The organism is Actinomadura sp. NPDC023710 (assembly GCF_040639875.1).
In the GTDB taxonomy this organism is placed as follows: Bacteria; Actinomycetota; Actinomycetes; order Streptosporangiales; family Streptosporangiaceae; genus Spirillospora; species Spirillospora citrea.
Map to the genome: position 1 here is coordinate 25,261 of NZ_JBFAGB010000049.1, position 26,022 is coordinate 51,282.

At 70.8% G+C, this 26,022-nt stretch carries 28 protein-coding genes, 2 tRNA genes, 1 other RNA gene and 1 pseudogene; 19 read left to right on the forward strand and 13 right to left on the reverse strand.

What is annotated here, in order from left to right:
- Nucleotides 1–24: 24 nt before the first annotated feature.
- On the reverse strand, nt 25–351 hold the full coding sequence (locus tag AB0H37_RS38580; RefSeq protein ID WP_179831315.1) for a hypothetical protein: 327 nt from the start codon (nt 349–351) through the stop codon (nt 25–27).
- 78 nt (nt 352–429) lie between these two features.
- Between AB0H37_RS38580 and upp the strand changes: the two genes are divergently transcribed.
- From upp to AB0H37_RS38615, 7 genes and pseudogenes are all read left to right on the forward strand, one after another.
- Nucleotides 430–1,068 (forward strand): uracil phosphoribosyltransferase, encoded by a 639-nt coding sequence (gene upp / locus AB0H37_RS38585; protein WP_179831376.1) that lies wholly within the window; start codon nt 430–432, stop codon nt 1,066–1,068.
- A gap of 165 nt (nt 1,069–1,233) precedes the next feature.
- The gene (locus tag AB0H37_RS38590) at nt 1,234–1,494 is read left to right on the forward strand and encodes a hypothetical protein (RefSeq protein ID WP_179831375.1); all 261 of its coding nucleotides are present in this window, start codon (nt 1,234–1,236) and stop codon (nt 1,492–1,494) included.
- Nucleotides 1,495–1,595: 101 nt separating this feature from the next.
- Entirely contained in the window at nt 1,596–1,754 is a 159-nt protein-coding gene (locus AB0H37_RS38595; protein ID WP_179831314.1) for a hypothetical protein, read from the forward strand.
- A gap of 7 nt (nt 1,755–1,761) precedes the next feature.
- Nucleotides 1,762–2,271, forward strand: a pseudogene (locus tag AB0H37_RS38600) (PH domain-containing protein); the annotation flags it as partial.
- Nucleotides 2,272–2,924: 653 nt separating this feature from the next.
- Nucleotides 2,925–4,367, forward strand: a complete 1,443-nt coding sequence (locus AB0H37_RS38605) for a helix-turn-helix transcriptional regulator (protein ID WP_360617592.1) — start codon at nt 2,925–2,927, stop codon at nt 4,365–4,367.
- A 219-nt stretch (nt 4,368–4,586) separates the two neighbouring features.
- Nucleotides 4,587–5,285 carry a FadR/GntR family transcriptional regulator gene (locus AB0H37_RS38610; RefSeq protein WP_179831372.1) on the forward strand — a complete coding sequence of 233 codons (699 nt, stop codon included), beginning with the start codon at nt 4,587–4,589 and terminating at the stop codon, nt 5,283–5,285.
- Between the two features lie 165 nt (nt 5,286–5,450).
- Nucleotides 5,451–6,698: an MFS transporter gene (locus AB0H37_RS38615; protein ID WP_329097457.1), complete on the forward strand. Its 1,248-nt coding sequence runs from the start codon at nt 5,451–5,453 to the stop codon at nt 6,696–6,698.
- Here the strand turns inward: AB0H37_RS38615 and AB0H37_RS38620 are convergent, their stop codons facing one another.
- From AB0H37_RS38620 to AB0H37_RS38630, 3 genes are all read right to left on the reverse strand, one after another.
- Nucleotides 6,699–7,007, reverse strand: a complete 309-nt coding sequence (locus AB0H37_RS38620; RefSeq protein WP_179831370.1) for a type II toxin-antitoxin system VapB family antitoxin — start codon at nt 7,005–7,007, stop codon at nt 6,699–6,701.
- Between the two features lie 139 nt (nt 7,008–7,146).
- Nucleotides 7,147–7,536 carry a cytidine deaminase gene (locus AB0H37_RS38625; protein WP_360617594.1) on the reverse strand — a complete coding sequence of 130 codons (390 nt, stop codon included), beginning with the start codon at nt 7,534–7,536 and terminating at the stop codon, nt 7,147–7,149.
- Nucleotides 7,537–7,594: 58 nt separating this feature from the next.
- A complete protein-coding gene (locus AB0H37_RS38630) occupies nt 7,595–8,533 on the reverse strand; it encodes an SMP-30/gluconolactonase/LRE family protein (RefSeq protein ID WP_360617596.1) in 939 nt (312 codons plus the stop codon).
- Between the two features lie 76 nt (nt 8,534–8,609).
- On the opposite strand from AB0H37_RS38630, the gene AB0H37_RS38635 reads away from it, so the two are divergent.
- A complete protein-coding gene (locus AB0H37_RS38635) occupies nt 8,610–9,062 on the forward strand; it encodes an Lrp/AsnC family transcriptional regulator (protein WP_229810061.1) in 453 nt (150 codons plus the stop codon).
- A 191-nt stretch (nt 9,063–9,253) separates the two neighbouring features.
- Here AB0H37_RS38635 and AB0H37_RS38640 read toward each other — a convergent pair whose 3' ends face one another.
- The gene (locus AB0H37_RS38640) at nt 9,254–10,003 is read right to left on the reverse strand and encodes a class I SAM-dependent methyltransferase (protein ID WP_329097464.1); all 750 of its coding nucleotides are present in this window, start codon (nt 10,001–10,003) and stop codon (nt 9,254–9,256) included.
- A gap of 136 nt (nt 10,004–10,139) precedes the next feature.
- On the opposite strand from AB0H37_RS38640, the gene AB0H37_RS38645 reads away from it, so the two are divergent.
- The 3 genes from AB0H37_RS38645 to AB0H37_RS38655 all read left to right on the forward strand — a co-directional run bounded on the left by AB0H37_RS38645 (nt 10,140) and on the right by AB0H37_RS38655 (nt 13,352).
- Entirely contained in the window at nt 10,140–11,345 is a 1,206-nt protein-coding gene (locus AB0H37_RS38645; protein WP_360617598.1) for a cytochrome P450, read from the forward strand.
- 41 nt (nt 11,346–11,386) lie between these two features.
- Nucleotides 11,387–12,130, forward strand: a complete 744-nt coding sequence (locus tag AB0H37_RS38650; RefSeq protein ID WP_329097468.1) for a class I SAM-dependent methyltransferase — start codon at nt 11,387–11,389, stop codon at nt 12,128–12,130.
- A gap of 475 nt (nt 12,131–12,605) precedes the next feature.
- On the forward strand, nt 12,606–13,352 hold the full coding sequence (locus tag AB0H37_RS38655) for a tRNA-dependent cyclodipeptide synthase (RefSeq protein ID WP_329097470.1): 747 nt from the start codon (nt 12,606–12,608) through the stop codon (nt 13,350–13,352).
- 157 nt (nt 13,353–13,509) lie between these two features.
- Here AB0H37_RS38655 and AB0H37_RS38660 read toward each other — a convergent pair.
- The 3 genes from AB0H37_RS38660 to AB0H37_RS38670 all read right to left on the reverse strand — a co-directional run bounded on the left by AB0H37_RS38660 (nt 13,510) and on the right by AB0H37_RS38670 (nt 14,596).
- Nucleotides 13,510–13,584: transfer RNA gene (locus tag AB0H37_RS38660), tRNA-Met, on the reverse strand.
- 569 nt (nt 13,585–14,153) lie between these two features.
- Nucleotides 14,154–14,241, reverse strand: a tRNA-Ser gene (locus AB0H37_RS38665).
- Nucleotides 14,242–14,251: 10 nt separating this feature from the next.
- Entirely contained in the window at nt 14,252–14,596 is a 345-nt protein-coding gene (locus tag AB0H37_RS38670; protein ID WP_360617600.1) for a DUF952 domain-containing protein, read from the reverse strand.
- A 58-nt stretch (nt 14,597–14,654) separates the two neighbouring features.
- Between AB0H37_RS38670 and ffs the strand changes: the two genes are divergently transcribed.
- The 5 genes from ffs to AB0H37_RS38695 all read left to right on the forward strand — a co-directional run bounded on the left by ffs (nt 14,655) and on the right by AB0H37_RS38695 (nt 18,883).
- Nucleotides 14,655–14,750: signal recognition particle sRNA small type (gene ffs, locus AB0H37_RS38675), an RNA gene on the forward strand.
- 85 nt (nt 14,751–14,835) lie between these two features.
- On the forward strand, nt 14,836–17,136 hold the full coding sequence (locus tag AB0H37_RS38680; RefSeq protein WP_360617602.1) for a DNA polymerase III subunit gamma and tau: 2,301 nt from the start codon (nt 14,836–14,838) through the stop codon (nt 17,134–17,136).
- A 187-nt stretch (nt 17,137–17,323) separates the two neighbouring features.
- Entirely contained in the window at nt 17,324–17,692 is a 369-nt protein-coding gene (locus tag AB0H37_RS38685) for a YbaB/EbfC family nucleoid-associated protein (protein WP_179831362.1), read from the forward strand.
- A gap of 41 nt (nt 17,693–17,733) precedes the next feature.
- Nucleotides 17,734–18,333, forward strand: coding sequence for a recombination mediator RecR (gene recR / locus AB0H37_RS38690; protein WP_329097482.1), 600 nt, complete (start codon nt 17,734–17,736; stop codon nt 18,331–18,333).
- A complete protein-coding gene (locus AB0H37_RS38695; RefSeq protein WP_360617603.1) occupies nt 18,326–18,883 on the forward strand; it encodes a DUF5063 domain-containing protein in 558 nt (185 codons plus the stop codon). The genes recR and AB0H37_RS38695 overlap by 8 nt, the downstream gene beginning before the upstream one ends.
- A gap of 16 nt (nt 18,884–18,899) precedes the next feature.
- Here AB0H37_RS38695 and AB0H37_RS38700 read toward each other — a convergent pair whose 3' ends face one another.
- Nucleotides 18,900–19,202 carry a hypothetical protein gene (locus AB0H37_RS38700; RefSeq protein WP_329097484.1) on the reverse strand — a complete coding sequence of 101 codons (303 nt, stop codon included), beginning with the start codon at nt 19,200–19,202 and terminating at the stop codon, nt 18,900–18,902.
- A 344-nt stretch (nt 19,203–19,546) separates the two neighbouring features.
- On the reverse strand, nt 19,547–20,110 hold the full coding sequence (locus AB0H37_RS38705; protein WP_179831358.1) for a TetR family transcriptional regulator: 564 nt from the start codon (nt 20,108–20,110) through the stop codon (nt 19,547–19,549).
- Nucleotides 20,111–20,221: 111 nt separating this feature from the next.
- Between AB0H37_RS38705 and AB0H37_RS38710 the strand changes: the two genes are divergently transcribed.
- Nucleotides 20,222–21,391 (forward strand): FAD-dependent monooxygenase, encoded by a 1,170-nt coding sequence (locus AB0H37_RS38710; protein WP_360617605.1) that lies wholly within the window; start codon nt 20,222–20,224, stop codon nt 21,389–21,391.
- A gap of 42 nt (nt 21,392–21,433) precedes the next feature.
- Complete coding sequence (locus AB0H37_RS38715) at nt 21,434–22,282, forward strand: LLM class flavin-dependent oxidoreductase (RefSeq protein WP_360617606.1); 849 nt, start codon at nt 21,434–21,436, stop codon at nt 22,280–22,282.
- Between the two features lie 60 nt (nt 22,283–22,342).
- Here AB0H37_RS38715 and AB0H37_RS38720 read toward each other — a convergent pair whose 3' ends face one another.
- Nucleotides 22,343–22,837, reverse strand: coding sequence for a helix-turn-helix domain-containing protein (locus AB0H37_RS38720; RefSeq protein ID WP_329097492.1), 495 nt, complete (start codon nt 22,835–22,837; stop codon nt 22,343–22,345).
- 92 nt (nt 22,838–22,929) lie between these two features.
- Here AB0H37_RS38720 and AB0H37_RS38725 point away from each other — a divergent pair, with 92 nt between their 5' ends.
- Complete coding sequence (locus AB0H37_RS38725) at nt 22,930–24,372, forward strand: MFS transporter (RefSeq protein ID WP_360617607.1); 1,443 nt, start codon at nt 22,930–22,932, stop codon at nt 24,370–24,372.
- Nucleotides 24,373–24,455: 83 nt separating this feature from the next.
- Here AB0H37_RS38725 and AB0H37_RS38730 read toward each other — a convergent pair whose 3' ends face one another.
- The gene (locus tag AB0H37_RS38730) at nt 24,456–24,716 is read right to left on the reverse strand and encodes a peptidoglycan-binding domain-containing protein (RefSeq protein WP_360617609.1); all 261 of its coding nucleotides are present in this window, start codon (nt 24,714–24,716) and stop codon (nt 24,456–24,458) included.
- A 13-nt stretch (nt 24,717–24,729) separates the two neighbouring features.
- Nucleotides 24,730–25,968, reverse strand: coding sequence for a hypothetical protein (locus tag AB0H37_RS38735; RefSeq protein ID WP_360617611.1), 1,239 nt, complete (start codon nt 25,966–25,968; stop codon nt 24,730–24,732).
- Between the last annotated feature and the right edge of the window lie 54 nt (nt 25,969–26,022).

Below are 26,022 nucleotides of genomic sequence, written 5' to 3' on the forward strand. Positions count from 1 at the left end.
CGGCATGAACCTAACCGATCCGGATCAATTGATGCGGAACGTGCGGCGGCGAAGTGCCGCGTGGATCCGCGCGCGGCGGGACCGGTGCGGCGTCACGCGGCGGCGCAGCTCGCGGGCCTCGGCGAGTTCGCGCAGGAAGACCGCCCTGCGGCGCAGGTGCTCGCGCACCTGCTCGGGGGAGATGTCGCCCTGGGGCCCGGGACGCCGCGGGGCGCCCTCGGCTGTGACTTCGGTCACCGCGGAGTCGGGGGCCGGGGGGTCGCTGTCGGGAGCCGAGGCGGGAGCGGGCGGATCGGGCGCGGATTCCCGGGCCCGCGAGCCGCTCGGCTGCTGATCGCTCTCGCTGTTCATACCGCCATCCTGCCCAGCTCAGCGGCGACCTATCCTGGCGCCCCGAACCGCCCGGCGGGGGTGGGCTACCGTGAGCGCATGCAGACCCTCGCCGTCGACCACCCGCTCGTCGCGCACAAGCTCACCACCCTGAGGGACGTCCGCACCGACTCCCCCACGTTCCGCCGCCTGGCCGACGAGCTGGTCACCCTGCTCGCCTACGAGGCGACCCGCGACGTCAGGGTCGCCGAGGCCACGGTGCAGACGCCCCTCGTCCCGGCGGAGGGCGTCCAGCTCGCGAGCCCGAAGCCGCTCGTCGTGCCGATCCTGCGCGCCGGCCTCGGAATGCTGGACGGGATGACGCGGCTGCTGCCCACCGCCGAGGTCGGCTTCCTCGGGATGATCCGCGACGAGGGCACCCTGCAGGCCCAGACCTACGCGACGCGGCTGCCGGACGACCTGTCCGGGCGGCAGTGCTACGTCCTCGACCCGATGCTCGCGACCGGCGGGACGCTCGCCGCCGCCATCCGGCTGCTGTTCGAGCGCGGCGCCGACGACGTCACGGCGCTCTGCCTTCTCGCCGCGCCCGAGGGGCTGAAGTACCTGGAGCAGGCGTTCACCGACATCTCGGCGCCCATCAAGGTGGTCACGGCCGCGATCGACTCCCACCTCAACGAGCAGGGCTTCATCATGCCCGGCCTCGGCGACGCGGGGGACCGGCTCTACGGCGTCGTCTGACCCCTCCGGCAGGAGTCGGTTTCCCCGACGTGACCTGCGATGTTCGTTCCTGACGGCAGGGGGTACCACCACCTCTACGGAACGCGAGCGCGCGTTCCCCTCCGCCGTCCCGGCACAGGGGACCGTCACGGACCGGGCGGCGCGAGCGAGCTTCGGGGACACATGATGGCTCACCCAGGGGACGGCGACCTGCCGCGCTACACCGAGATCGGGGAACGGCTCACCGAGGAATTCCACGAGGTCCACAGTGCCGACACGGTGGAACGGTGCGTCTCCGCCGCGCGTTACGGCGCCGAGGAGGTGACCGGATCGGCTCCGCCCGACCTCGTGGAGCGGATCGCGCGCCGGCATCTGGAGGTGCTGGCGACGGTCGCGGCCGAGAAGCGCCGCAAGGCGCGCCGCTCCTCGCTGGACAACGCGCCCTGACCCACGGGCGGGCGCCGCGCGCAGTCGCGCTGCTTTGCCGCCCGTGTGGGCTGTGCGAAACTGAAACCGGGGTCCGTGGGTCAACGCTCCGGGAGGCAGTTGTGCCGGCCAAGAAGTACATCACGTGGGCCGCCATGGCCTTCGTGGCGTTCTACGTCATCACGCAACCGGACGGCGCGGCCCAATCGGTGGAGAACGCGGCAACGGGCATCTCCTCCGCCGCCGACTCCCTCGCCACTTTCGTCAACTCGCTCGCCTGAGGTCGGCATGAGACTCGTGACCCCCGGCGACTCCGCGCCGGCGTCCGTCAACAAGTACCTGCTCCCCCACGAGAACCAGGTGATCACGGTGCGGCGCCACCCGGCCGTGCTGATGGTCCCGGTCGGCCTCCTGCTCGGCGGCCTCATCCTCGCGGGCCTGCTGAGCCAGACGCTCGCCGAGAACGGCGGCTCGGTCTTCAGCTGGGTCTGGTGGGGCTGGCTGATCCTGCTCGCCTGGTTCGTGTGGCGGGTCGCGGAGTGGTCCGTCGACTACTTCGTCATCACCAACCAGCGGATGCTGCTCACCACCGGCCTCATCACCCGCAAGGTCGCGATGATGCCGCTGGCCAAGGTCACCGACATGAGCTTCAAGCGGACGATCGCGGGCCGCATGCTCGGCTACGGGGAGTTCGTCCTGGAGTCCGCCGGCCAGGACCAGGCCCTCACGAACGTGCCCTTCCTGCCCTACCCCGAGCAGCTCTACCTCGAAGTCTGCGAGATGATCTTCCCGAACAAGAACCCGGCTCCCGAGGAGGCGCTCCCCCCGCCCCCACCGCCGCGCCGGCGTCCGGCGGAGGACGCCTCCGACGCCGACGCGCAGGACGCTCCCACCGCCACGCTGCCCAAGGGCGACGACCCCGACGGGGAGATCTAGCTCCGCGCCGTTCCTGACAGGGAAGCCGGGCATTGCGGTGCCCGGCTTTCCCGTTGCCGCGGGGGGCCGATGAGGCTTCTGTGGTGATCTGAGACCATTGAGGACGCCCGGACGCCCTGTAAGTCACGTCAGGACCGGCACGCCGGACCCCCGGCTCCGGCGATCCGCAGGCGGTACCCGTCCGGCACCGGCCGATACCGCTGGGAGCGGTCCCAACCTCGCGAAACGTGCGGCCGATCGTCCGGTACTGGCCGGAAAGCGCGGTCGGCTGATCAATATCGGCGGACTCTGCGATCTTGCCCGGACGGTCGGATACCGTCGGCGAATGACAGACGTCGCGATCGACGGGAGGGCCCGCCGGCGCGAACCGGTGGATCTCACCGAAGCGCCGTTCGCGCGGGCCTTCCGGCCGGTCTCTTCTCCTGCCGCTTCCTTGCTCTCGATGTGTGATAACCCGCAATGTGCAATCATGTCGGCACCCCAGCCGCCTGTTTACTTCCGCTAAGTGAGTCCACATGCCGGGTCCAGGCAACGTCGGCGAACGTGTCCGCAACCTGCGGCTGACCAGACGCTTGTCGCAGGCACAGCTCGCCGGTCACGACCTTTCCGACAGCTACATCTCTTTGATCGAGTCGGGCAAGCGCACGCCGACGCCGACCGTCCTGCGCATGCTGGCCGAGCGTCTCGGCTGTACTCCCGAGTACCTCGCCGAGGGCGTCGAGCCGGAGCAGCGCGCCCATCTCGAGGTGCGGGAGCGGCACGCCCATCTGGCGCTGCTGCGCGGCGACCCCGCCACGGCCGAGGCCGGGTTCGACGAGGTGATCGCCCGCAGCGACGACCCCGACCTCACGGCCCGCGCCCGTCTGGGCCGCGCCCGCGCCCTTGAGGAACTGGGCCGCACCGACCGCGCGATCGAGCTGTTCGAGGAGCTGCGCGAGCAGGCCGAGCGCGACCCGGGCAGGGCGAGCTGGCTGCCCCCGGTGATCGCGCTGGCCCGGTCGTACCACACCGTCGGCGATCTGGGGCAGGCCGTCGCGCTGGGCGAGCGCGCACTCGAACGGCTGGAGCGGCTCGGCCTCCACGCCGGCCACGAGTACACCGAGGCCGGACGCATCCTGCTGCTCGCCTATGTGGATCGCTCCGATCCGGTCCGCGCCCACGAACTCGGGCGGCGCCTCCTGCACCCCGATGGGTCCAAGGACGCCGAGCCGCTGAGCGTCCACTACCAGCGGGCCAGCATGCGGGCGCTGGACGAGGGGGCGGTCGGCGACTCCCTGTACTTCGCCGACCAGGCCCTTGCCGCCCGCACGGACACGACCCCCAGGCAGGCCCACGCACGCCTCGCCCTCGCCGGAGCCAAGGCGCTGCTCAGGGGCGTCGAGCCGTTCTCCGTCGCCGCGCCGCCCGGCGCCGCACCGTCCGGTGAGTACGGGTTCGAGCGCCCGCGCCAGGAAGGGACCCGCGAAGCGGCCCACGAGGCGCTCACCCTCCTCCAGGACGTGACCGGTCTCGACGACGCCGAATCCACCGAAGGCACCATCGCCAAGGCCCGCGCGCTCGTCCTCGTCGGCGACCTGGACGAGGCGATCGCCGCGCTCGAACAGTTCCTCGACACCGGCATGGCGCTCGCCGCCCCCACGAGCGAACACACCATGGCGCTCCAGCCCGCCAACGAGCTGGGCGTCCGCACCCAGAAGACCGTTCTGGCCCGCTTGGTCCTGGCTCGCGCGCGGGTGGCCCAGGGCAACACCACGGCCGCCCAGGTCGTGCTTCGCGCCGCCTCGGAACAACTGTCGACACTTCCCGAGGGACGTCCCGCGGCGCACCTCTACAGGGAACTCGGCGAACTCTACGAACTGATCGAATCTCCCGACAACGCCGCCACCGCCTACCGCCAGGCCCTGGAGGCGGCCGGTCTGTCGGTCTTCAACCGCGTCGCCCTGAGCGCCCGGCACTAGATCGTTCGCGGGCAGGGCGAGGCGGCCGCGACAACGCGTGCCGCCTCGCCCTGCCGTCGGGTGTGCCGTCGCATTCGTTCGCCGATCGCGGAGCCATGACCGCTGGGATCGGCGCTGCCCGAACGTCTCCATGACCCCTGAGGGGTGGGGCCGGAATAAACCGAGGGTCATGGATGTCGTATGATTAAACATGGGATGACTGGTTGACTGGAGGTTCGGGTGACTCTGCGGACGGCACGGCGGTCGTCGCTGGTCGACCAGGTGATCGACCAGCTCAGGGGGGAGATCACCGGAGGCGGGTGGCCGGTGGGCGCCAAGATCCCGCCGGAGCCGGTGCTGTCGGAGACGCTCGGGGTCGGGCGCAACACCGTCCGGGAGGCGGTGCGGGCGCTGACCCACGCGGGGCTCCTGGAGAGCCGCCAGGGCGACGGGACGTACGTGCGCGCGACGAGCGAGCTGTCCGGGGCCGTCCGGCGGCGGCTGGAGACCGCGGAACTCGTCGAGATCCTTGAGGTCCGGCGGGGGTTCGAGGTGGAGGCGGCCAGGCTCGCCGCCACCCGGCGCACGGACGCCGACATCGCCGCCATCGCGGTCGCGCTCGCGCGCCGGGACGCGGCATGGGCGGCGGGCGAGCACTCGGCGTTCGTCGAGGCGGACCTCGAATTCCACACCGCCGTCGTCGAGGCCACCCACAACCGCGTCCTGACGGACCTGTACCGCGACTTCAGCGCGGCGCTCCGGGCCAGCATCGGCGCGGCCGGGAGCCTGCTCGAACACGCCGACGTCCCGCACGGCCCCATCGCCGCGGCCATCGAGGCGGGCGACGCCGACGCCGCCACTCAGGCGACCCACGCGTGTCTCGACCAGATCCTCGCCTCGACCGTCCCCCTGTCCGGAACGGCTCCGCAGGAGACCTAGCGCGGTAGGCGCAAGCCCGCACCATGACCGGGGGCGCGACCCGCCCACCTCATGGGGCGGCCGTCAGGGTGCCCGGCGACCGGCAGGGCACGGGCACCGGAACGCAGCAGAACCAGCTCGGCGCAGCAGAACCTGCGCTCGAAGCGACCGAACAACGAAGGTGACATGAACAGCTCTACGACTCCAGGTTCCCGGGCCGCGGCCGTGTGGTCGCTCGTCGGCCTGGTGCTGCTGACGATCAACCTGCGTGCCGCGATCACGGGGATCTCGCCCGTGCTCGGCGACCTGCGCGACGCGTTCGGGCTGTCGGGCGCGGAGGCCGGCGTCCTCACCACGCTCCCGGTGCTGTGCCTGGGCGTGTTCGCGGCCGTCGCGCCGGTCGTCGCGCGGCGGTTCGGCACCGAGACCGCGATCGCCGGCTCCCTCGTCATGATCACGACGGGGATCGTGCTGCGGGTGGTGCAGTCCCCGGTCTCGCTGTTCGTCGGAACGGTCCTGGCCGGCGCGGGGATCGCGATGGGCAACGTCCTCATGCCGGCCGTGATCAAGCGCGCGTTCCCGTCCCGCCTCGGCTCGCTGACCGGGCTCGCGATGATGCTGATGGCGGCCAGCGGTGCGATCGCCGCCGGGCTCGCGGTGCCGCTGGAGGAGGCGGGGGGCTGGCGGCTCGCGCTCGCCGTCTGGGCCGTTCCGTCGCTGGTCGCGGCGCTCGTATGGGGCCCGCTCGCCCTGCGCGGCCGCCGCGCCCCGACGCCGCCGGTCACCGCCCCGCGCGCCGGAGGATCACTGCTGCGCTCCCCGACGGCCTGGTTCGTCGCCGCGTTCATGGGCCTGGCGTCGCTGATGTTCTACGTGCTGATGTCGTGGCTTCCGGAGGTCATGCGCGACGCCGGCTATCCGGCCGCGACCGCCGGGATGATGGTCTCCACCATGATGATCGTCGGGATCCCGCTGGGCTTCCTGGTGCCGGTGTTCGCGGCCCGCCTGCGCGACCAGCGCCCCCTCGTCCTCGCCGTCGCGGCCACGATGGTCGTCGGCCTGGTCGGGCTGCTGCTCGCCCCCGGGTGGACGTGGGTCGTGATCATCGGCATCGGCACCGGCAGCGCGTTCCCGCTGGCCTTCACGCTGCTCAGCCTCCGCTCACCGACCCCGGCCGCCGCCGCGAGCCTGTCGGGGATGGCGCAGACGGGCGGCTACCTCCTCGCCGGAACCGGCCCGCTCGCGGTCGGCGTGCTGCACGAGGTCACGGGTGGCTGGAACGTGCCATTGGCCCTGCTTCTCGTCCTGGTGGTCCCGGAGGTCGTGGTCGGCCTCCTGGCAGCCCGCCCCGGGTTCGTGCGCCCGGCCCACCCGGCGACGCCGCTGGTCGAGCCCAAGGCCCTCCGAGCACCGGAGCCCGCCCGTTCCCGCTGATCAGGACATGTCGACGGCGTCCAGGTCGAGGACGCGCGCGTGCAGGACGAGCCGCTGGTGCAGCGCCGCCCGGAGCGCCCGGTGCAGGCCGTCCTCCAGGTAGAGCTCGCCCTGCCACTGGACCACGTGGGGGAACAGGTCGCCGTAGAACGTGGAGTCCTTCGACAGCAGCGAGTGGAGATCCATCTCCCGCTTGGTGCTGACGAGCTGGTCGAGGCGGACCTGGCGAGGGGGGATCTTGGCCCAGTCCCGGGACGAGAGACCGTGCTCTGGATAGGGCCTTCCTTCACCCACCGCCTTAAAGATCACCCTTCGAGTCTACGGGCTCGCCAGGGCGCGGAGAAGGCGCGCAACAACATGCGTCACTCTGCTTTCCGGATTCGGTAAACCAGTTACCGCCCAGCTCAATCCGTCCGTGACTTAGTACCGAAGGGATGGGTGCGGCCGCTCACGACTGGTGGTCAGACCAGATGTAGGCGCCGGGAAGCAATTCGGTCACGGGCACGGCGCGCAGACCGCCGCCCATGTCCACGATGACGCGGATGGTGGGGAAGTAGTCGAGGAGGATCTGCCGGCACCGTCCGCAGGGCGACATCACTCCGCGGTCGCCGTCCCCCACCGCGACGACCGTGTCCAGTTGGTGGGCGCCCTGGGCGGCGGCCGCACCGATCACGGCCAGCTCCGCGCACGGGCCGCCGGTGAAGTGGTGGACATTCATCGCGGTGACGATCCGCCCGTCCCGCGCGCGAGCGGCGGCCGCCACCGTGTGCTCGTCCCCCTGGCTGTATTCGGCGGCAACGCGCCCAGCCGCCCGAACCAGCTCCTGGTCGACCGTCATGTCCGCCTCCAGATGTCCAGAAGACAAGTATGGCCAGAACCAGAGCGGGACGGCGGGGTCAGCTCTCGATCACTTGCGGGGTTCTCGGGAGGCCGGTCACCGAGGTCACCGCCGAGTACAGGCCGGTCGTCGCGGTGATGAACAGGCGGTTGTTCTTGGGGCCGCCGAAGGTGATGTTGGAGACGGGCTCGGGGACGCGGATGCGCCCGATGAGGGTGCCGTCCGGGGCGTAGCAGTGCACGCCGCCCTCCAGGGCCGCCGCCCACAGCCGTCCGTCCCGGTCCAACCGGATGTTGTCGAACCGGGCGACGCCGTCGCGGGCCGCGGCGAAGACGTCGCCGTCCGAGAGCGTGCCGTCGGCGCGGACGTCGAAGACGCGGATGTGCGCGGCGCGGGTGTCGGACACGAAGAGGCGGCGCTCGTCCAGGGAGAACACAAGGCCGTTCGGCCCGCCGAACCCGTCCGCGACGAGGCGGACCTCGCCGGTCGCGGGATCGGCCCGGTAGACGTTGCAGGCGCCGATCTCGCTCTCGGCACGGTGTCCCTCGTAGTCGCTGGTGATGCCGAAGTCGGGGTCGGAGAACCAGATCGACCCGTCGGAGCGCACGACCGCGTCGTTCGGGCTGTTGAGGCGCCTGCCCTGGTGGCGGTCGGCGATGACGGTGACGGTGCCGTCCGGCTCGGTCCTGGTGACCCGCCGGTTGCCCTGTTCGCAAGTGATCAGCCGGCCCTGCCCGTCGAGGGTGTTGCCGTTGCTGTGCCCGGCCGGCGCGCGGAACGTCGAGACGGCGCCGGTCGCCTCGTCCCAGCGCAGCATGCGGTCGTTGGGGATGTCGCTCCAGACCAGCTGCCGCCAGGCGGGCAGGTAGAGGGGGCCCTCGGCCCAGCGCGCGTCCGAGTGCAGGTGTTCGAGGTGCTGGTCGCCATGGCAGCAACGTCCGGTGCGGAAGCGTTCGTCCAGAACCTCGTACATTCCGTCGGCTGCTTCCTTGGGCATGGTTTCCTCTCGCACCTACATGACTGAATCTAGTTCAGAACTACTTCGGGATGATCATACGCGATACAGTCATCCTGTGAGGAACGTGGATGACATCGATCGTCAGCTGCTGGAACTCCTCCAGCAGGACGCCACCCGGTCCTACGCGGCGCTCGGCACGGCGGTCGGCCTGTCGGCCGGGGCCGTCCACGAGCGGGTCCGGAAGATGCGCGAGCGGGGCGTCATCCTGCGGACCAGCGTGGACGTGGAGCCGGCCGCGCTCGGGCAGGGCGTGCTGGCCTTCGCCCTGATCGACTCCTCGGTCTGGATGGGCGACCGCGCAGCCGAGTTCGCCGCCATTCCGGAGGTGCAGGAGGCCCATGTCGTCGCGGGCAGCGCGTCCGTGCTCGTCAAGGTGCGGACGTCGACGACCGCGCGGCTCCAGGACGTCCTGCGCCGGCTGTACGACATCCAGGGCGTCAGCGGGACGAAGGCGACGGTGGTCCTGGAAACGTTCTTCGAACGCCCGATCTCCCCGATCGGCCAGTGACGCCGTCCGCCGGACATGCGAAGGGCCGGTGCCCGCGTCGGGCACCGGCCTCGAATCTGAACTCGGCGATCCATGATGGAGTCGTTCTGGGGCATCTCCAAGCGGCGCCGTAGCGCGCGTTGGGGTGGGTTCCGCACCCAAGACCTTGGCTGCCTTGATGCGGAGCACGGGCAGGCTGTTGTTACCCGTAGTCAGGCGCTGGCTTCAAGGATCAGCGCGTGGGGGCGGGCGAGGTAGCGGGCCCAGTAGTCCTCCGGATGGAGCCGACGTCCCTCATCCGACAGGGTCGGACGGACCCAGGTCGCGGCGCTGAACCCGCCGGCCCGGAGCGCCCGCTCATGCGTTGGCTTTGACCAGCGGTAGCCGTGCAGCAGGAACTCGTGATCGTCGATCGACCCCGACAGGTCCACCGGCGCGCCGTCCGCCTCGTCGTCGGGCTCGCAGATGATGTCGAACCCGTACCGCTGGTAGTAGCCGGGTGCTCGGTCGTGGTCGGGATTGAGCACCGCCGCGACGAACCGGCCGCCGGTGGGTTTGAGCGCCTGCCTGGCCGTCCTGAAGATGCCGGTCAGCTCCTCCGCCGTCGCGGCGTAGGGGGTGAGGTAGACGCCGACGACCAGGTCGAAGGCGCCGGAGAGGTCCGGGCCAAGGCCGAGAGAGGCGTCGGCGGCGGCGTAGCGGACACCGAGCGGCTCGACCCGCTCCAGCTTCTCGGCGTGTTCGATCATGCCGGCGGAGGCGTCGACGCCGACCGCGCGGGCGGCGCCGAGGCGCCGGAGCCTGCGGGCGTAGACGCCACTGCCGCAGCCGAGGTCCAGAACCGCCAGGCTGTCGAGCGGCCCGATCTGGCCGAGGAGGCTGTGAGCCTCGATGTGCTCGCGGAACGGGAACCTCCGCGTGGTCTCCTCGTACGCCTCGGCGAGCGTGTCGAACTGGCTCATGATCACCCATCTCCCCTTTCGCTCACGTATAGTATCCCCTTGACAACTCTAAGTGATAACCTTGGGATGGGATACCCCGCCGCGCCCCCTGATCGCCCCCGACACCATCGGATCACCCCGACGGCAAAGGACGCTGATGGACGACAACGCTCCCCCCGACCTCCCGCTTCGCTATCCCTTCGCCCTCGGCCCCCACGGGACCCCGCCGCCCGTCCTGGCCTGGGCCCGCGAGAACCGACCCGTCTGCCCCGTTACCCTGCCGAGCGGCGACCGGGTGTGGATGATCACGCGCAAGGACGACATCGCCCAGGTCTTCACGGACCGCCGCTTCTCGCGAGACCTGACCTGTCCCGGCGCTCCGCGCTTCGTCGGCGCCGACTTCACCGTCGTTCCCGGCGTGATCTTCAACCTCGACCCGCCCGACCACACCCGGATCCGCCGCGTCCTCAACCCCTTCTACACGCCCGCCCGCGTCGAGCGGTATCGGCAGATGATCGAACGGAATGCAGACTCGCTGCTGGAGGCCATGGGTTCAGGCCGCGGCCCCGCCGACCTCCTCCAGGTCTACGCCGCGCCGCTGCCTCTGCGGGTCAGCTGCGAACTGCTGGACATCCCGATCGAGCACCGTGTGGAGTATCTGCACGCCTTCCGGACCCAGATCGCCCTCAACGTCGATGCCGACCAGGTCGCCGCCGCCACCAAGACCACTCTGGAGTTCACCGAACAGGTCATCGCCGCCAAGCAGGCAGCACCCGGCGGCGACGACCCGGTCAGCGCACTCGTCCGGGCGCATCGCAACGGGACCATCAGCGAGCAGGAGCTCCACGGCACTGTCAGCTACCTGTTAGTGACCGGCTCCGACCCGCTGGTCTCGCCCGTCGCGACCGGAGTCATCACCCTCCTGCGGCACCGCGAGCAACTCGGTCGGTGCATTGCCCAGCCGGAGCTGTGGCCCAAGGCCGTCGAGGAGGTGCTGCGCTTCCACCACAACGGGGTCTTGGGCTATCCGCGCGTGGCCACGGAAGACGTCATGCTCCACGGAGTGCGCATCGTCGAAGGGGACGGCGTCTGCGCGCCGATGCTCGGAGCCACCTGGGACGAACGCCACTATCCCGACCCGGGCAGGTTCGACATCCATCGCACCACCGACGCCACCGCCACCTTCGGCGCGGGCCCCCACTTCTGCCTGGGTGCGGCCTTCTCCCGCCTCTACCTCACCATTTCCTTCCGGGCCCTGTTCGAGCGCTTCCCAGGCCTCCGGTTGGCAGTGTCCGAACACGACATTCCCTGGCGCAACGACCTAGGGCAGACCCGTCCCGACCAGGTCCCGGTCTCCTGGTGAGGCACTCGCAGAAGGGTGGATCGATGGGACCGACGAGGCCCATGGCGGACATGCCGCGTGGAGGACCCCGCGCCGGATGGTGGGACCGCCTGTACGAGACGGACCGGCTGGAATACCTCGACCGGCCCGAGACGGCCGACAAGGCACAGCGAGTGCTCCGGGGCCTGCACCGCCTTCAGCGTCTGGGTGGGCTGTACCGAATCTGGGGCCGGTGGATCCAGGCAGAGATCGCCGGGCTGCCCGAACCGCGGATCCTGGAACTCGGTGCGGGCTCGGGCGGGCTGGCCGAGCACGTGCTGGCCCGGCACCCGACCGCCCGCTGGACCGCCAGCGACATCTCGGCGCGGACCGTGCAGACCCTGCAGGCCGGACCGCTGGGGCGCCACCCTCGCGCGGAGACGGCGGTGATCGACGCCACCGGCATCGACGCCGAGACCGGATCATGGGATCTGGCAGTGTTCGCCTTCTCCCTTCATCATCTGCCTCCCACCGCGGTCCGGGCGGTCTTGCGGGAGGGTACTCGGGTGGCATCCCGCCTGCTGATCATCGACGGCTGGCGCAATCCGGCGTGCCTGGTCACCGGCATTCCCGTGGGGTTGCTCCTGGGAGGAGGGCAGCCACTCCTGCACGACTGGGTGATCAGCGCCCGCAAGTTCTACGGCGTCGATGCGCTGCACGCCCTGGCCTCTGACTGTGGAGAGGCCGTCACCATCCGCTGCAGTGTCATCATGCCCTTCTGGACGGTGGTCCGCGCCCAGCGGACCGAACAACGCACCGGGCCCTGACCGTCTGTACCTGCGGCCCCTGCAGGGTCATTTCGCTGGACCAGGGAATCTCCTCCGGCGGCACCGTCGACCGCTGCCCGTGCAGCCGTGTGCTCAGAGCCGGCAGGGCGGTGCGCAGGTCGGTACGCGTCAGGTAAACGCCAATGCAGAAATGCGTGCCGGTGTCGAACGACGATGGCCGGAATCGGCGCGGCCGACGCAACACAGAGCGAATGCAGGGGAGACGGATCCGCCACATTAATAAGTCCGCTCGCCGCCACCGATTTCCACAAACACGCCTTACACTACTCACCGTGAACGAGACATCGCGATGGGCATCCGCAGGTGCGCGAGTGCCTTGGGATGGTCCGCGATCAGGCCCCACCAAGGCCGATTCGGGACAATTCCACGGGAAGCCGCCACCGCACCCCTGCCCATCCGAGGAGAGCCTCGAAACACGCCCGAAAACCTCCGCAACGAACTGGCGGTCCCCCAGATGAACAAGACCTCGTCCACCCCCGCGGTCTCCTGTACGACCACTCCAGGGATACCGATCGACGCGCAGCCGTACATGCCCGCCTGCCGGCGACTGTTCGAGCAGGGCGAGCATATCCTCATCGGTGTGAGCCCGGAGAACAGCTACTTCAGCCGCGAGCGCATCACGGCCCTGGTGAAATGGGCTCAGCCACGCTTCACCGGAATCGACATCATCTATGTCGACCAGCACATCGACACGATGTACGTCGCCTCCGGTTATACCCCGCAGAAGGCCGCCTCGAGTGCCACCCGGACCATCCGGGACACCCGGCGCCGCGTTCGGCAGGCGGTCGAGCGAGCGGGCGGCCCGGGACCCCAGGTCCGCGTGCGCGCGCTCTCCGAGTGCATGGACCTGCCCAGCTATCAGGCGACCCGGCGGCAGATCGAGGAGTGCCTCAGCGCGGACGACCGACTCCGGCAGGCGTGCGAAGAGCACGTGCGGTACATCCTGCGGTCGCGGACCGACGACTCGCCGGCCTCCGCTGGAGCGGAGGCTGAGAAACTTCAGGCAGGACTCGCCTACCTGTTCGCGGAGATGCCCGTCCTGTTCAACACCCCGGAAATCCTCGGAGTGTCATCTTCGGTGTTCTGCTACCACAGCATCATGCCGGTCCTGCGGCACCTTTACGACTCCGCCATCCGCCACCAAGACCAAGGTTACATCGTGGTGAAGCCGATCGAACAGGAGCTGGAGACACGCTCCTGACCCGGCGGGGAGGCCACAACGGAGGCGAATGACCGGCACGCAGGGGAAAGGACACGGTCTCAAGCCGGCGTGCCTCCCACCCGGGCCCAGGGTTCGGCGGCTACCGCGCCGACCGCCGAACCCTGGGACAACGGTCGACGACGCGCCCGAGGGGAAGTGGCGGAGACGGGATTTGAACCACGCGACCTCTGGATAATGAGTCCAGCGAGCTACCGAGCTGCTCCACTCCGCCTTTGCCGAACACTTCTCACTGTTCGGCCGATGACATCGTATCGTCCCCTGAACTGATCTACCAGGGCCAATCGGCCTCCAAATAGCCTTTCGCGTCCAGCGCCATTCATCCATCTCAGATAGCGTGGAATGCCCAATTTCGGGCGGGATGTCGAGAAGGCGAAGTCTTGTTGTCCGGCCGACACCACGCTCCGCGCCTTTACGCGATGCAGTGCCGCACCAGGAGGAGTCCGACTCGCATCCGCTTGGCGCGGACAGCCGGCCGCTCGGCTTTGACGCTGCCTGTTCCGAGACGGGCGGGGACGTCGGGTTGCTGGCATGGGGTCCTCAAACGGAGCCCTGCGCACACCGCCGGACGGCATGATCGACGGGAAGCCCACGCGCGTCACGAGCCGCTTCGTCGTCGCCGCACCTGCGGCGTAGGCGCAAGGCCCTCTGACGGGGCAGGCGTGTGCCGCCGTGCCCAAAGGCACCAGCGGTGACGATCTATTGAGACTGACACTGAGACCAGACACGCTGAGGGCGACACCCTCTGGGTGCCGCCCTCAGCGTGTTGTGCCTGGTGAAGCGTGGCGGAGGATACGAGATTCGAACTCGTGAGGGCGTGAACCCAACACGCTTTCCAAGCGTGCGCCCTAGGCCACTAGGCGAATCCTCCACCGGGAATCCTACCGGTTCTCGGGCAGTGACCTGACATCAATAATCGCGTCGACAGGGAGCGATCCGTAGACGTGGGGGAACAGCTCGTCGCCGGCAGGCTCGTAGCGGACGGGCGCGTCGAGGCGGGCGACGTCGATGACGAGCAGGACCAGGTCGTCGCGAGGGACGTCGCCGTAGAAGCGGCCCAGGACGCCTTCCACCTGGGCGATATCGGACGAGCAGTGGATGAAGCCCTCCTCGTCCAGGGTCCGGCCCAGGGTGGACATGGTGTACGCCACGCCGGTGCTCCGGGCGGATTCCCAGTGGGTTCGTTCGGCGATGTGCAGGAGCGTGTCCTGGGGAGAGGCGGGCATGGGCGGAGACTACGCCGAATGCGTGGCGCTCCTGGGCCGGGGATGCCATAGACTTTGGGCAGACCCCTCGCACGGCGTCACCCTGTGAACCTCCCCAGGGCCGGAAGGCAGCAAGGATAAGCAGGCTCTGGCGGGTGTGCGGGGGGTCCCTTGGTTTGACGGCGACCGGTCCGCGACGACCGGTCCACGGCGACACGGCGCTTCTGACGCTCTGCTTCTCGAGGGAGGGCGGACCCCCGATGAGTCTGGCTCTGTACCGCAAGTACCGGCCAGCGACGTTCGCCGAGCTGAAGGGGCAGGAACACGTCGCCGAGCCCCTCCAGCAGGCGCTGCGCAACGGCCGGATCAACCACGCGTACCTGTTCAGCGGTCCGCGCGGCTGCGGCAAGACGTCCAGCGCCCGGATCCTCGCCCGCTCGCTGAACTGCGAGGAGGGGCCGACCCCCGACCCGTGCGGCAAGTGCGACTCGTGCGTCGCGCTCGGACCGTCCGGGTCCGGGCACATCGACGTGATCGAGATCGACGCCGCGTCCCACGGTGGTGTGGACGATGCCCGCGACCTGCGGGAGCGGGCCTTCTTCGCCCCGGTCGCGGCGCGCTTCAAGGTGTACATCATCGACGAGGCGCACATGGTCACCCGCGAGGGCTTCAACGCGCTGCTGAAGCTCGTCGAGGAGCCGCCGCCGCACCTGAAGTTCGTGTTCGCGACGACCGAGCCGGAGAAGGTCATCGGGACGATCCGGTCCCGGACCCACCACTACCCGTTCCGGCTGATCCCGCCGGGCGTCCTCCAGGACCTCGTCGAGGAGATCCTGAAGAGCGAGGACGTCCCGTACGAGACGTCCGCGCTGCCGTTGGCCGTCCGGGCCGGGGCCGGTTCCGCGCGCGACACGCTCTCGATCCTGGACCAGCTCCTCGCGGGGTCGGACGAGAAGGGCATCACGTACGCGCGGGCCGTGTCGCTGCTCGGCTACACCGATTCCGCGCTGCTGGACGAGGTCGTCGCCGCCTTCGCCTCCCGGAACGGCGCCGCAGTGTTCGCCGCCATCGACCGGGTGATCGAGAGCGGCCAGGACCCGCGCCGCTTCACCGCCGACCTGCTGGAACGCCTCCGCGACCTGGTGATCCTGTCGAACGTCCCGGAGGCCGGGGCCTCGGGGCTGCTGAACTTCCCGCCCGACGAGCTGGAGCAGATGCGGCGCCAGGCGTCCTCGATGGGGCCCGGAGAGCTGACGCGCGCCGCCGACCTGCTGCACACCGGGCTCACCGAGATGCGGGGCGCCACGTCCCCGCGGCTGCTGCTGGAACTGATCTGCGCCCGGATCCTGCTGCCGGCGGCGTACGAGGACGAATCGTCCATGTTCGCCCGCCTCGACCGTCTGGAACGCCAGGCCGGCCAGGGCGGTTTCGGCGGTGGCCAGGCCGGATTCGGGGGCGGCCAGGGCGGTGACCCTCTGGCGCAGGCCTTCGCGGCTCCGGCTCCGGCCCCTGGCCAGGGTGGCCCGGGCCAGGGCGGCGCAGGTCAGGGAGGCCCCGCTCAAGGATCTTCGGGGCAGGCCGGCGCGGCGCCCGGAACGTCCGGGCAGGGCGGTGCGACGCAAGGGACGTCCGGGCAGCCGACGCAGGGGGCGTCGGAGCAGCCAGGGGCGCCGGCGTCCCGTGACGAGGGTTCTCAAACGCCCGGAACCCAGTCCCCTCCCTCCCGGGGGGCCGACCCCACTTCCAGTGTCAACCCCACCCCCCGTACGGCGCCCGCGGAATCCGGTTCTGTGGATAACCGCGCTGCCGCACCGGCCGCAGCCCCCCAGTCTCCGGCCGCCCAGCCCACGGCTGCCCGCCCCACGGCGGCGCCAGCCAACGCGCGCCCCGCCCCCAGCGCAGCACCCGCGCCCTCCAGCGCGCCGCCGGCACCCGCCGCGTCCAGCGGAGGAGGCGGAGGGGCCGACTTCTCCACCATCCAGCGGCTCTGGCCGGACGTCGTCGAGGCCGTCAAGCAGAAGAGCCGCGCCACCTGGATGGTCATCATGTCCGGGGTGCAGCCGATCTCCCTCGACGGCAAGGTCCTCACCCTCGGCTTCGACGCGGAGGGACGCCGCCTCGGCTTCGTCAACGGCGGCCGCGACGCCGTCCTGCGCGAGGTCTTCAAGGAGCGGATGGGCGTCGACTGGCGGATAGAGACCGTCGTCGGCGGAGCGTCCGGCGGGTCTCCCCCAGGGGGAAGGCCGGGCCCTAGCGCGGGGTTCGGTGGGGCGGCCACACCGAACCCGGCACCGCAGCCGCGGCCGCCCTTCCAGCCGTCCGCGCAACCGTCCGCGCCACCGTCCGCGCCGAGGGCCGACCGGTCCCCGGAGCCGCCTCCGCCGCCGCCGGACGAGCCCCCGCCGCCGCCCGAACCCTCTCCCGTGGACGAGAGCGAGGAGGTCGACCCGGAGGGCGACGCCGACGCCGAGGGCACCGAGGCCGAGATGGGCGGGATGGCCCTCATCCAGCGCGAACTCGGCGGCCAGATCATCCGCGAGATCGACAACTCGGCTCTCTGACCCGGCGGCAGGGGCCCTCGGCGGGGGTCTGATAGGGCGCCGAATCCCGGATGTGCTTCCGAAATGGCGCGCTGGGGTCCTCGCGTACCGAAACGGCCTGGGAACCCGTAGTCTCGTGGGACGGACGTCCGGTGGCTGGCGGAGCGCCAGAGAGAAGGCCCTCGGGGGCCGGAAGAGGGAGTGCACCGTGGAACCCGGTGGTCAGCTGAACATGCAGGAACTCCTCCAGCAGGCGCAGGCCATGCAGGAGCAGCTCTTCAACGCCCAGCGCGAGCTCGCGGAGACCGAGGTGACGGGGACCGCCGGCGGCGGGCTCGTGACCGCGACGGTCAACGGGCAGGGCGAGGTCACGGGGCTGTCGATCGACCCGAAGGCGATCGACGTCGACGACCCGGCCGACACGGCGGAGACGGTCGCCGACCTGGTGCTGGCCGCGATCCGCGACGCCGCCCGCGAGGCGCAGGAGCTCCAGCAGGAGAAGATGGGCCCGCTCGCCCAGGGGCTCGGCGGCGGCGGGGGCATCCCCGGCGGCTTCCCCGGCCTCGGCGGCGCCTGAACCCGGACGCGGGCAGAAGACGACAGTAAAGGAGGGGTCCGTTGTACGAAGGGGTGGTTCAGAACCTCATCGACGAGCTGGGCAGGCTGCCCGGCGTCGGCCCCAAGAGCGCGCAGCGGATCGCCTTCCACCTCCTCGCCGCCGATCCGGCCGACGTCGAGCGCCTCGGCAAGGCGCTCAAAGAGGTCAAGGATAAGGTCCGCTTCTGTAAAACCTGCGGGAATGTCGCCGAAGAAGAGGAATGCCGGATCTGCCGCGACGCGCGTCGCGACCCCCACATCATCTGCGTGGTGGAGGAGTCCAAGGACGTCGTCGCGATCGAGAAGACCCGCGAGTTCCGCGGCCGCTACCACGTGCTCGGCGGCGCGATCAGCCCGATCGAGGGCGTCGGGCCGGACGACCTGCGCATCCGCGAGCTGATGCAGCGCCTCGCGGACGGGACGGTGACCGAGCTGATCCTCGCCACCGACCCCAACCTGGAGGGCGAGGCGACCGCGACGTACCTCGCCCGGCTGGTCAAGCCCATGGACATCACCGTCACCCGACTGGCCAGCGGCCTTCCGGTGGGTGGCGACCTCGAGTACGCCGACGAGGTCACACTGGGCCGCGCATTCGAAGGACGGAGGCTGCTCGATGTCTGACACCAACAGCCCGCAGGACTGGAACGCCCTCGCCGAACGCGTGGCGTGCCACGTCGACAACTACCTGAACGGCCTGGAGGCGGTCGCCCGCGGCGACGGCGGGACGCACACCGTCCCGCTCCTCCTGCTGGAGGTGTCGCAGGTCATCCTGGCGGGGGCGCAGCTCGGCGCCAGCGCCGACGTGATCCTCCCGGACAACTGGGAGCCCGAGGTGGGCGACGACCCCGACCTCGACTCGATCCGGCAGGGCCTGGCCGAGCGCCTCCAGGCCATGGACGAGTACGTCGAGGTCTTCGATCCCTACAAGGACACCGAGCCGACCTCCTACCGCCTGTCGGACGACCTTGTGGACGTCGCCAGCGACCTCGTCCACGGGCTCCGCCACTACAACAAGGACCGCCCCCTGGAAGCCCTCTGGTGGTGGCAGTACTCGTACTTCAACCACTGGGGCAACCACGCCGGCGCCGCTCTGCGAGCCCTGCACGCCTTCGTCGCCAACGCCCGCCTGAGCGTCGCCACGGAAGCGGCCACAGAAGCCGCCCCCGCCTGACCCGGCCGTGCCCCGCCTAGCCGGACGTGGCGGGGCCGGTGCGTGCGCCGAGTGCCCACGCGATCAGCTCGGCCGCCTTCTCGACGTCCGAGCCGATCTGGCCGCTTCCCCCGGAGTGCCACGCGAACTGTTCGAGGTCGTCGTCCCAGACGACCCGGGCCTCCTGACCCCGGTAGGAGATGTGCAGTAAGCCCCCGCCGCCGTCCGGCCGCGCCGTCGCCACCTGCGGAGCCCTCCGCCGCAGCGCCGCGTAGAGGGACGGCAGCGGTCCCCGGCGAACCCTCGGCAACTCGTCGAACCCGCCCATCAGCTCTCCCATCAACTCCCTCACCGCCCGCGCCCGCCCGGATCGAGCCGTGCCATGGCACGAACACGGCAAACCCGGTGGACGAGGTGACCACGGCACCCCGTCGACGCCTGCCTTTACCTAGACGCTTGACCCCACGTCCGGGTGGTCCGCGGAAATGATCTGTACGGTGGCCGAAGAGGGGTCATACCGCTTACGACGCAGCAACCCTCGTGTCACCAGCGCCGCAGCGAATCCCGGCACCACCACCGGCATCGGCGGGTTTCGCCCTGGCCTCCGCTCTCAGCCCCCACCGAGCAGGCGGTGCGCGTCCGGCGCGAGATCGCCGACGCGCCGGGTGCCGCGCCAAGGCGGGTTCAGGGGGTTCGAGGGGCGTGGAGGGGGATCCTGGCGGCTTGGGCGGCCAAGGCGGCGATCTCGCGGACGTCCATGGAGGCCAGGGGCTCGATGCCCAGCAGGTAGCGGCCGTAGGCGATGCCGAGGGTCTGGCTCAGCAGCAGGGCGGCGCGCTCGCGGACGGCGGGGTCGTCCGGCAGGACCTTCTCCAGGGCGGGGACGATCTCCCTGTCGAAGATGGCCTGGACGCGGGCCGCGGCGTCGGGGTGGGTGGGGGCGGTGCGCAGCAGGACGGCCTCGGCGGTGTTCTCGCCTGCCTCCCAGCGGGCCAGGAAGGCCTCGACGTAGGCGGCCGCCGCGTCGTCGGCGTCGCCGAGGTCGGGGACGGCGAGGTCGATGGCCGAGGCGGCGGCGTAGAGCTCGGCCTTGCTGCCGAAGTACCGGATGACCATGGACGGGTCGATGGCGGCGTCCGCCGCGATCGCCCGGATCGTCGCGCGCTCGTAGCCGTCCTCGGCGAACCGGCGCCGGGCCGCGTCCAGGATCGCCGTCCGGGTCGCCGCCGAACGCTCGGTGAAAGCCATGACCGCCAACCTATGCCATCAAGCGTTGGCAAACACGGTGGCAACGGTCTAGAGTCCATCACAAGTTGGCCAACAAACGTTGGCAAACGGTCATTGGCAACAGGAGTGATCATGAAGGCTGTTCCGGAGTCCACCGGCGTGCTCGTGGTCGGCGCGGGGCCCGTCGGGCTGTCCCTCGCCGCCTCGCTGCGGCAGAAGGGGGTGGACGCCGTCCTGCTGGACCGGGCGGCGGAGGGTGCGAACACCTCCCGGGCGGCCGTGGTCCATGCCCGCACGCTGGAGGCCCTGCGCGAGATCGACGTGACCGGTGAGCTGGTCGAGCGCGGGATCATCGTGCCGCGCTTCACCGTCCGTGAGCGGGACCGCGTGCTGCTCACCGTCGAGTTCGGCGACCTGCCGACCGACTTCCCCTACACGCTGCTCGTCCCGCAGAACGTCACCGAGGAGGTCCTGCTCGGACGGCTGCACGCGGCGGGCGGCCTCGTGCACCGGCCGTTCGAGGTGACGGACCTGGCGCAGGACGAGGACGGGGTGACGGCGACCCTGGCCGATGGCGAGCGGATCCGCGCGGCCTACGCGGTCGGGACGGACGGGATGCACAGCACGGTCCGCGAGCACGCCGGGATCGCGTTCGAGGGTGACGCCTACCCGCAGTCGTTCATCCTCGCCGACGTGCACCTGGACTGGGCCGGCGGCAGCGAGGAGGTCATGCTGTTCTTCTCCTCGGAGGGGGTCACGGTCGTCGCGCCGCTGCCCGGCGGGCGGCACCGCATCGTCGCGACCGTCGACGAGGCGCCCCAGGACCCGACCGCCGCCGACGTCCAGGCACTTCTGGACGCGCGCGGTCCCAGGCGCCACCCCGCGCTGATCAAGGACGTCGTGTGGAGCTCCCGCTTCCGCGTCCACCACAGGCTGGCGGCGCACTACCGGGCGGGCCGCGTCTTCCTGGCCGGTGACTCCGCGCACGTCCACAGTCCGGCGGGCGGGCAGGGCATGAACACCGGCATCCAGGACGCCCTCGGCCTGGCGGGCAAGCTCGCCGCCGTGATCAACGATGGCGCCCCCGACTCCGTGCTGGACGAGTACGAGGCCGAACGCCGTCCCATAGCCGAGCAGGTCGTCTCGTTCACCGACAAGATGACCAACGTCGCGACCATGGGCAGCCCGGTGCTGCGCGGGGTGCGCAACACGCTGCTGCGCACTCTCGACTGGATCCCCGCCGTCCACCGCACGATGGCGATGAACCTCTCCGAGCTGTCCACCGACCCCACCCGCCGCTGAAGCGATTTGCCGCGGGCACGGGGGACGGCGCAACATGCGGGGATGCGGTACTCGATCAATATTCCGAACTTCGGGGACTTCGCCGATCCGCGGACCGTGGCGCGGGTCGCGGAGGCGGCGGAGCGGGCCGGGTGGGACGGGCTGTTCGTGTGGGACCACGTCGTCCACGTGAAGAGCGATCGCAGGTCCTTCGGGGATCCGTGGATGCTGCTGACGGCGGCGGCGCTGGCGACGAGCCGGATCAGGCTCGGCACGCTGGTGACGCCAGTTCCGCGGCGGCGCCCCGAGCAGTTGGCCCGCCAGGTCGCCACGCTGGACGTCCTCAGCGGCGGACGGGTGGTCTTCGCGGCGGGCCTCGGCGGTCCGGTCGCCGACGAGTACGGGGCCTTCGGGGAGCCCACCGACCCCGTCCTCCTCGCCGAGCGGCTGGACGAGGGGCTCGGCCTGCTCGAACGCTACTGGTCCGGCGAACCGGTCACCCACCACGGGCGGCACTACCGGGTCGAGGACGTGGCGCTGCTGCCCGCGACGGCGCAGCGGCCGCGGCCGCCGGTGTGGATCGCCGGGTTCTGGCCGAACCGGCGGCCCATGCGGCGGGCCGCCCGCTGGGACGGCGCCGTCCCGCTGTTCGGCCCCGGCTCGCACGGCCGAGCGCCCGCCGTCGAGGACGTCCGCGACCTGGTCGCCTACGTCCGGCGGCACCGGGAGGGCGACGGGCTGTTCGAGATCGTCGTGGGCGGCGCCAGCCCGGCCGACGCCCGCGACCTGGTCGGCCCGCTGGCCGACGCCGGCGCGACCTGGTGGGACGAGCGCCGGATCATCGGCACCGAGGAGAACGAGCGCCTCGAACCCGTCCTGCGCCGCATCGAACAGGGCCCGCCGGCGCTCTAGCGCCACAGCCCCGGCCGAGCAGGTTTCCCGTGAAACCGGCGGGGTGATCCTCGCGTGCGGTCAGCGGCGGTAGGCGAGGACGTCGCGGGCCACGGCGTCGCGTTCGGCGGCCTCCTGCTCGGCCGCCCGCCGTTCGGCTTCGACGCGGGCGTCGTAGGCGGTCCGGGCGGCGGCGATCGCGCTCTGGTGCTCCTCCGTCCACACCACGAGCGACCGGATCGTCGCGTGGAGGGTCGCGCCCATCGGCGTGAGCGCGTAGTCGACGCGCGGGGGGACGGTCGGGTGGACGGTGCGGCTGACGAGCCCGTCCCGTTCGAGGTGCCGGAGCGTCCGCGCCAGCATCCGCTGGCTGATGCCGTCGATCCGGCGGCGGAGCTCGGTGAAGCGCAGGGACCGCTGGTCGAGCAGCGCGATGACGAGCAGGGACCACTTGTCCGCGACGCGGTCGAGGATCTGACGCACCTCGCAGTCGTTGCGGGTGTCCCACTGAAGAACGTCCTCGTCGGCGGCGGTGACTCCGCAGTAACCAGGGGACGCGAAAGTTCCGTCTTCCATGCTTACCGATGGTGTCGGACGATGCTGCCGGTAACAAGAGGGAACCGGCATCCATCAGGGGAACCGGTGCCTCGGAGGAGAGGAGCCGGGTCATGTCCACATCCGCGTCCCGTATGGACGGCCGCGCCTGGGCGTCCCTGCTGGTCCTGTGCGGTGCGGTCTTCCTGGAGGGGATCGACATGGCGATGCTCAACCTCGCGCTGCCGTCGATCCGGGCGGACCTGGGGTTGTCGACCGGCATGCTGAGCGGCGTCATCAGCGCCTACGTGCTCGGCTACGGCGGGTTCATGCTGCTCGGCGGGCGCGCCGCCGACCTGCTGGGCCGGCGGCGGGTGTTCCTGTTCTGGCTGGCGGTCTTCCTGGTGTTCTCCGGTCTCGGCGGCCTCGCCACCGAGGGCTGGATGCTGCTGGTCGCGCGGTTCGTCACCGGGGTCGCGTCGGCGTTCATGGCCCCGGCGGGACTCGCGCTGGTGACCGCCGCGTTCCCGGCCGGGCCCGCTCGCACCCGGGCGCTCGGCGTCTACGCGGGAACGGCCGCGGGCGGCTTCTCGCTCGGCCTCGTCGCCGGCGGCCTGCTGACGTCGCTCGGCTGGCGCTGGGTCTTCTTCGCGCCGGTCATCCTGTCGGCGCTGCTGCTGGCGGCGGCCGTCCCGCTGGTCGCCGACCCGCAGGCCGCCGGGCCGAGGAGGGGGACGCGCGACTTCGACCTGCCGGGCGCGTTCGCGGTCGCCGGAGCCATGCTGCTCCTCACCTACGGGGTCGTCCGGCTGGAGCACCCCGGCGAGGGCGCCGCGCTCACCGCCGGCGTCCTCGGCGGAGGGCTGCTTCTCCTCGCCGTGTTCACCCTGATCGAGCGCCGGTCGGCGAGCCCGCTCGTCCGCCTCGGCATCCTGCGGTCGGCCGCCCTCGTCCGGACGGATCTGAGCGCCCTGCTGTTCATCGGCGCGTTCGCGGGCTTCCAGTTCCTGATGACCCTGTACCTGCAGGAACTCCGAGGCTGGACGACCTGGCAGACCGGACTGGGCATGCTCGTCGTCGGCCTCGACACCGTGCTCGCGCCGACCCTGACCCCGCGCCTGGTGAACCGCTTCGGCAATCTGCGCGTCCTGCTGGGCGGCCTCGTCCTCGCGGCCGTCGCCTACGGGCTGTTCCTGCCGGTCGGGCTGGACTGGGCCTACACCGCCATGTTCCCGATCATCGCGCTGCTCAGCCTGGCGTTCGCCCTGGCCTACGGCCCGTTGACGATGGCCGCCACGGACGGCGTCGACGAGGGCGAGTACGGTCTGGCGGGCGGCCTGCTCTACACGGCGATCCAGTTCGGCGCGGCCCTCGGGCTTTCCGCCGTGACGGCCGTCCAGGTCGCGGCGCTCGGCGGCGACGACTCCCAGGAAGCCCGCCTTGAGGCTCTCCGCACGGCTCTGACCGTCCCCTTCGCCGCGGCGGCCGGCGCCGCCCTGATCACCGCGTTCGGCCTCTGTGCCCGTGCCGCGAAACCCACCGAACCGGCACAGGACCCCATCAAGACCGCCGTCTAGGAGCGGACGGGAAGAGTCGGCGCCGGCACGGCGACGGGCGTGCCATGGCCGGGCACGCCCGTTCGGCGGCAGCGCGAAGAGCGCTACGTGATCGGCGCCTTCCAGGTCGCCTCCCAGGTCCGCGGTCCGACGATGCCGTCGACGTTCAGCCCCTTCTCCTTCTGGAAGGCCACGCAGACCTCCTCGGAGCGGGGGCCGTAGATGCCGTCGACCACGAGGCTCGTCCAGCCGCGCTTGAACATCTTGTCCTGCCATGTGCGGACGTCATCGCCCCTCAGCAGGGCGAGGAACCGACCCGGCCAGGGCGGGGCCTGGACTGTTTCCTGCACGCTTTGGTCGGTCATGCCGATCGCCTCCTCATGGATGGATGGAGTGTTCGCCTGTCCGCGTTCCGGGCCGCCGATCGCCGTCGCTGCTCGGCACCGGCACCGATACCGGCACCGACGTCGTCGGCGTCGCCTGCGGGACAACGCTCTCCCGTGGCGTCCTGGCATCGGCGGTCCCATGAACGCCTTCCAGCACCTGGCGGCCCTGCTTGTCCACGAGGTTGGTGAACAGTTCCTGCGAATAGCCGAGCAGGACCGCCCAGGCGATGATCTGGCCTGAAGAGTCGAGGGCGCTCAACCCCGGAACGAACTCCCCGCGCAGGAGCAGGATCCCGAGGACGGCCACGAGCGCCCCGGTGGGAAGTTTCAGGAGGGCCAGCGCCACGGGGATGCCGAAGGAGACCGATGATCCCCGGACCTTCCGCAGAGCGGAGGCCGCCGCGATACAGGCCGCGGTGACCCCGGCGATCTCGACGATGGCGTAGTCCCCGGGAGAGGCCACCGAGCCGGGGGAGGGCAGAGGCGACGAGCTCGCGGTCCTGCTGGGGCAGGCGATCTCGTTACCGGGCATGAAGCACAGCGGCACGGCCGACTTCCAGATGGCACCGGCCACGGCGATGCCGCAGGCCAGGCAGAACAGGCCGAATGCCGTGAGCCAGACGAGGCGCGCGAAGTTCACGGCGCGCAGCCTCTCTTTCAGTGAGGCCTCTCGTGCGGCGTCGACCGCGTCCAGCACGGCCGACAACTCCGGGACCGACGGCGTGGAAGGGTCGGCGCCGCGCGTCACCGTCCACCAGTGGTGCCGGCCTGCCGCTTCGTGGGCGGCATCGTTCGCCGCACATGCCTGCTGCAACTCCGACGCGGCCTTTTCGGCGGCGATCCGGCGGGTGTCGTCGTGGGGGAGATGCTGCTTGATGATGGCGAAGAGGTCCGGCAGGTGAGGAGCGAGTTCCTCGGGAGGAAGTGTCCGCAACCACATGGTGCGAGCGGAATTGACGTGCATCTGCGCCGCGGCCACGTGTGACGCGGTCCGGCCCCGCGGATGCTTGTCGACATCGATGACCCGGCACGCATCGTCCAAGGCCAGCGAGGCATGGGAGACGAGTTGCGCGTGCTCTGCGGAGCGCGGCGGCGCGTCCTTGGAGGCCAGCTGGGCGTTCAGTTCCCGGACGTTGGCGTGCACTCCCTCGCACAGGACCCAGGAGGTCCGCTCACGGTTCCATTCGGATATCCGCGACGCGAACGGAATCTGCGATAGCCAGCGCCACATGGGCACCCCTCAATACGGCATTTGCCGGTGCATCGCCCTCGACTCCAGATTATT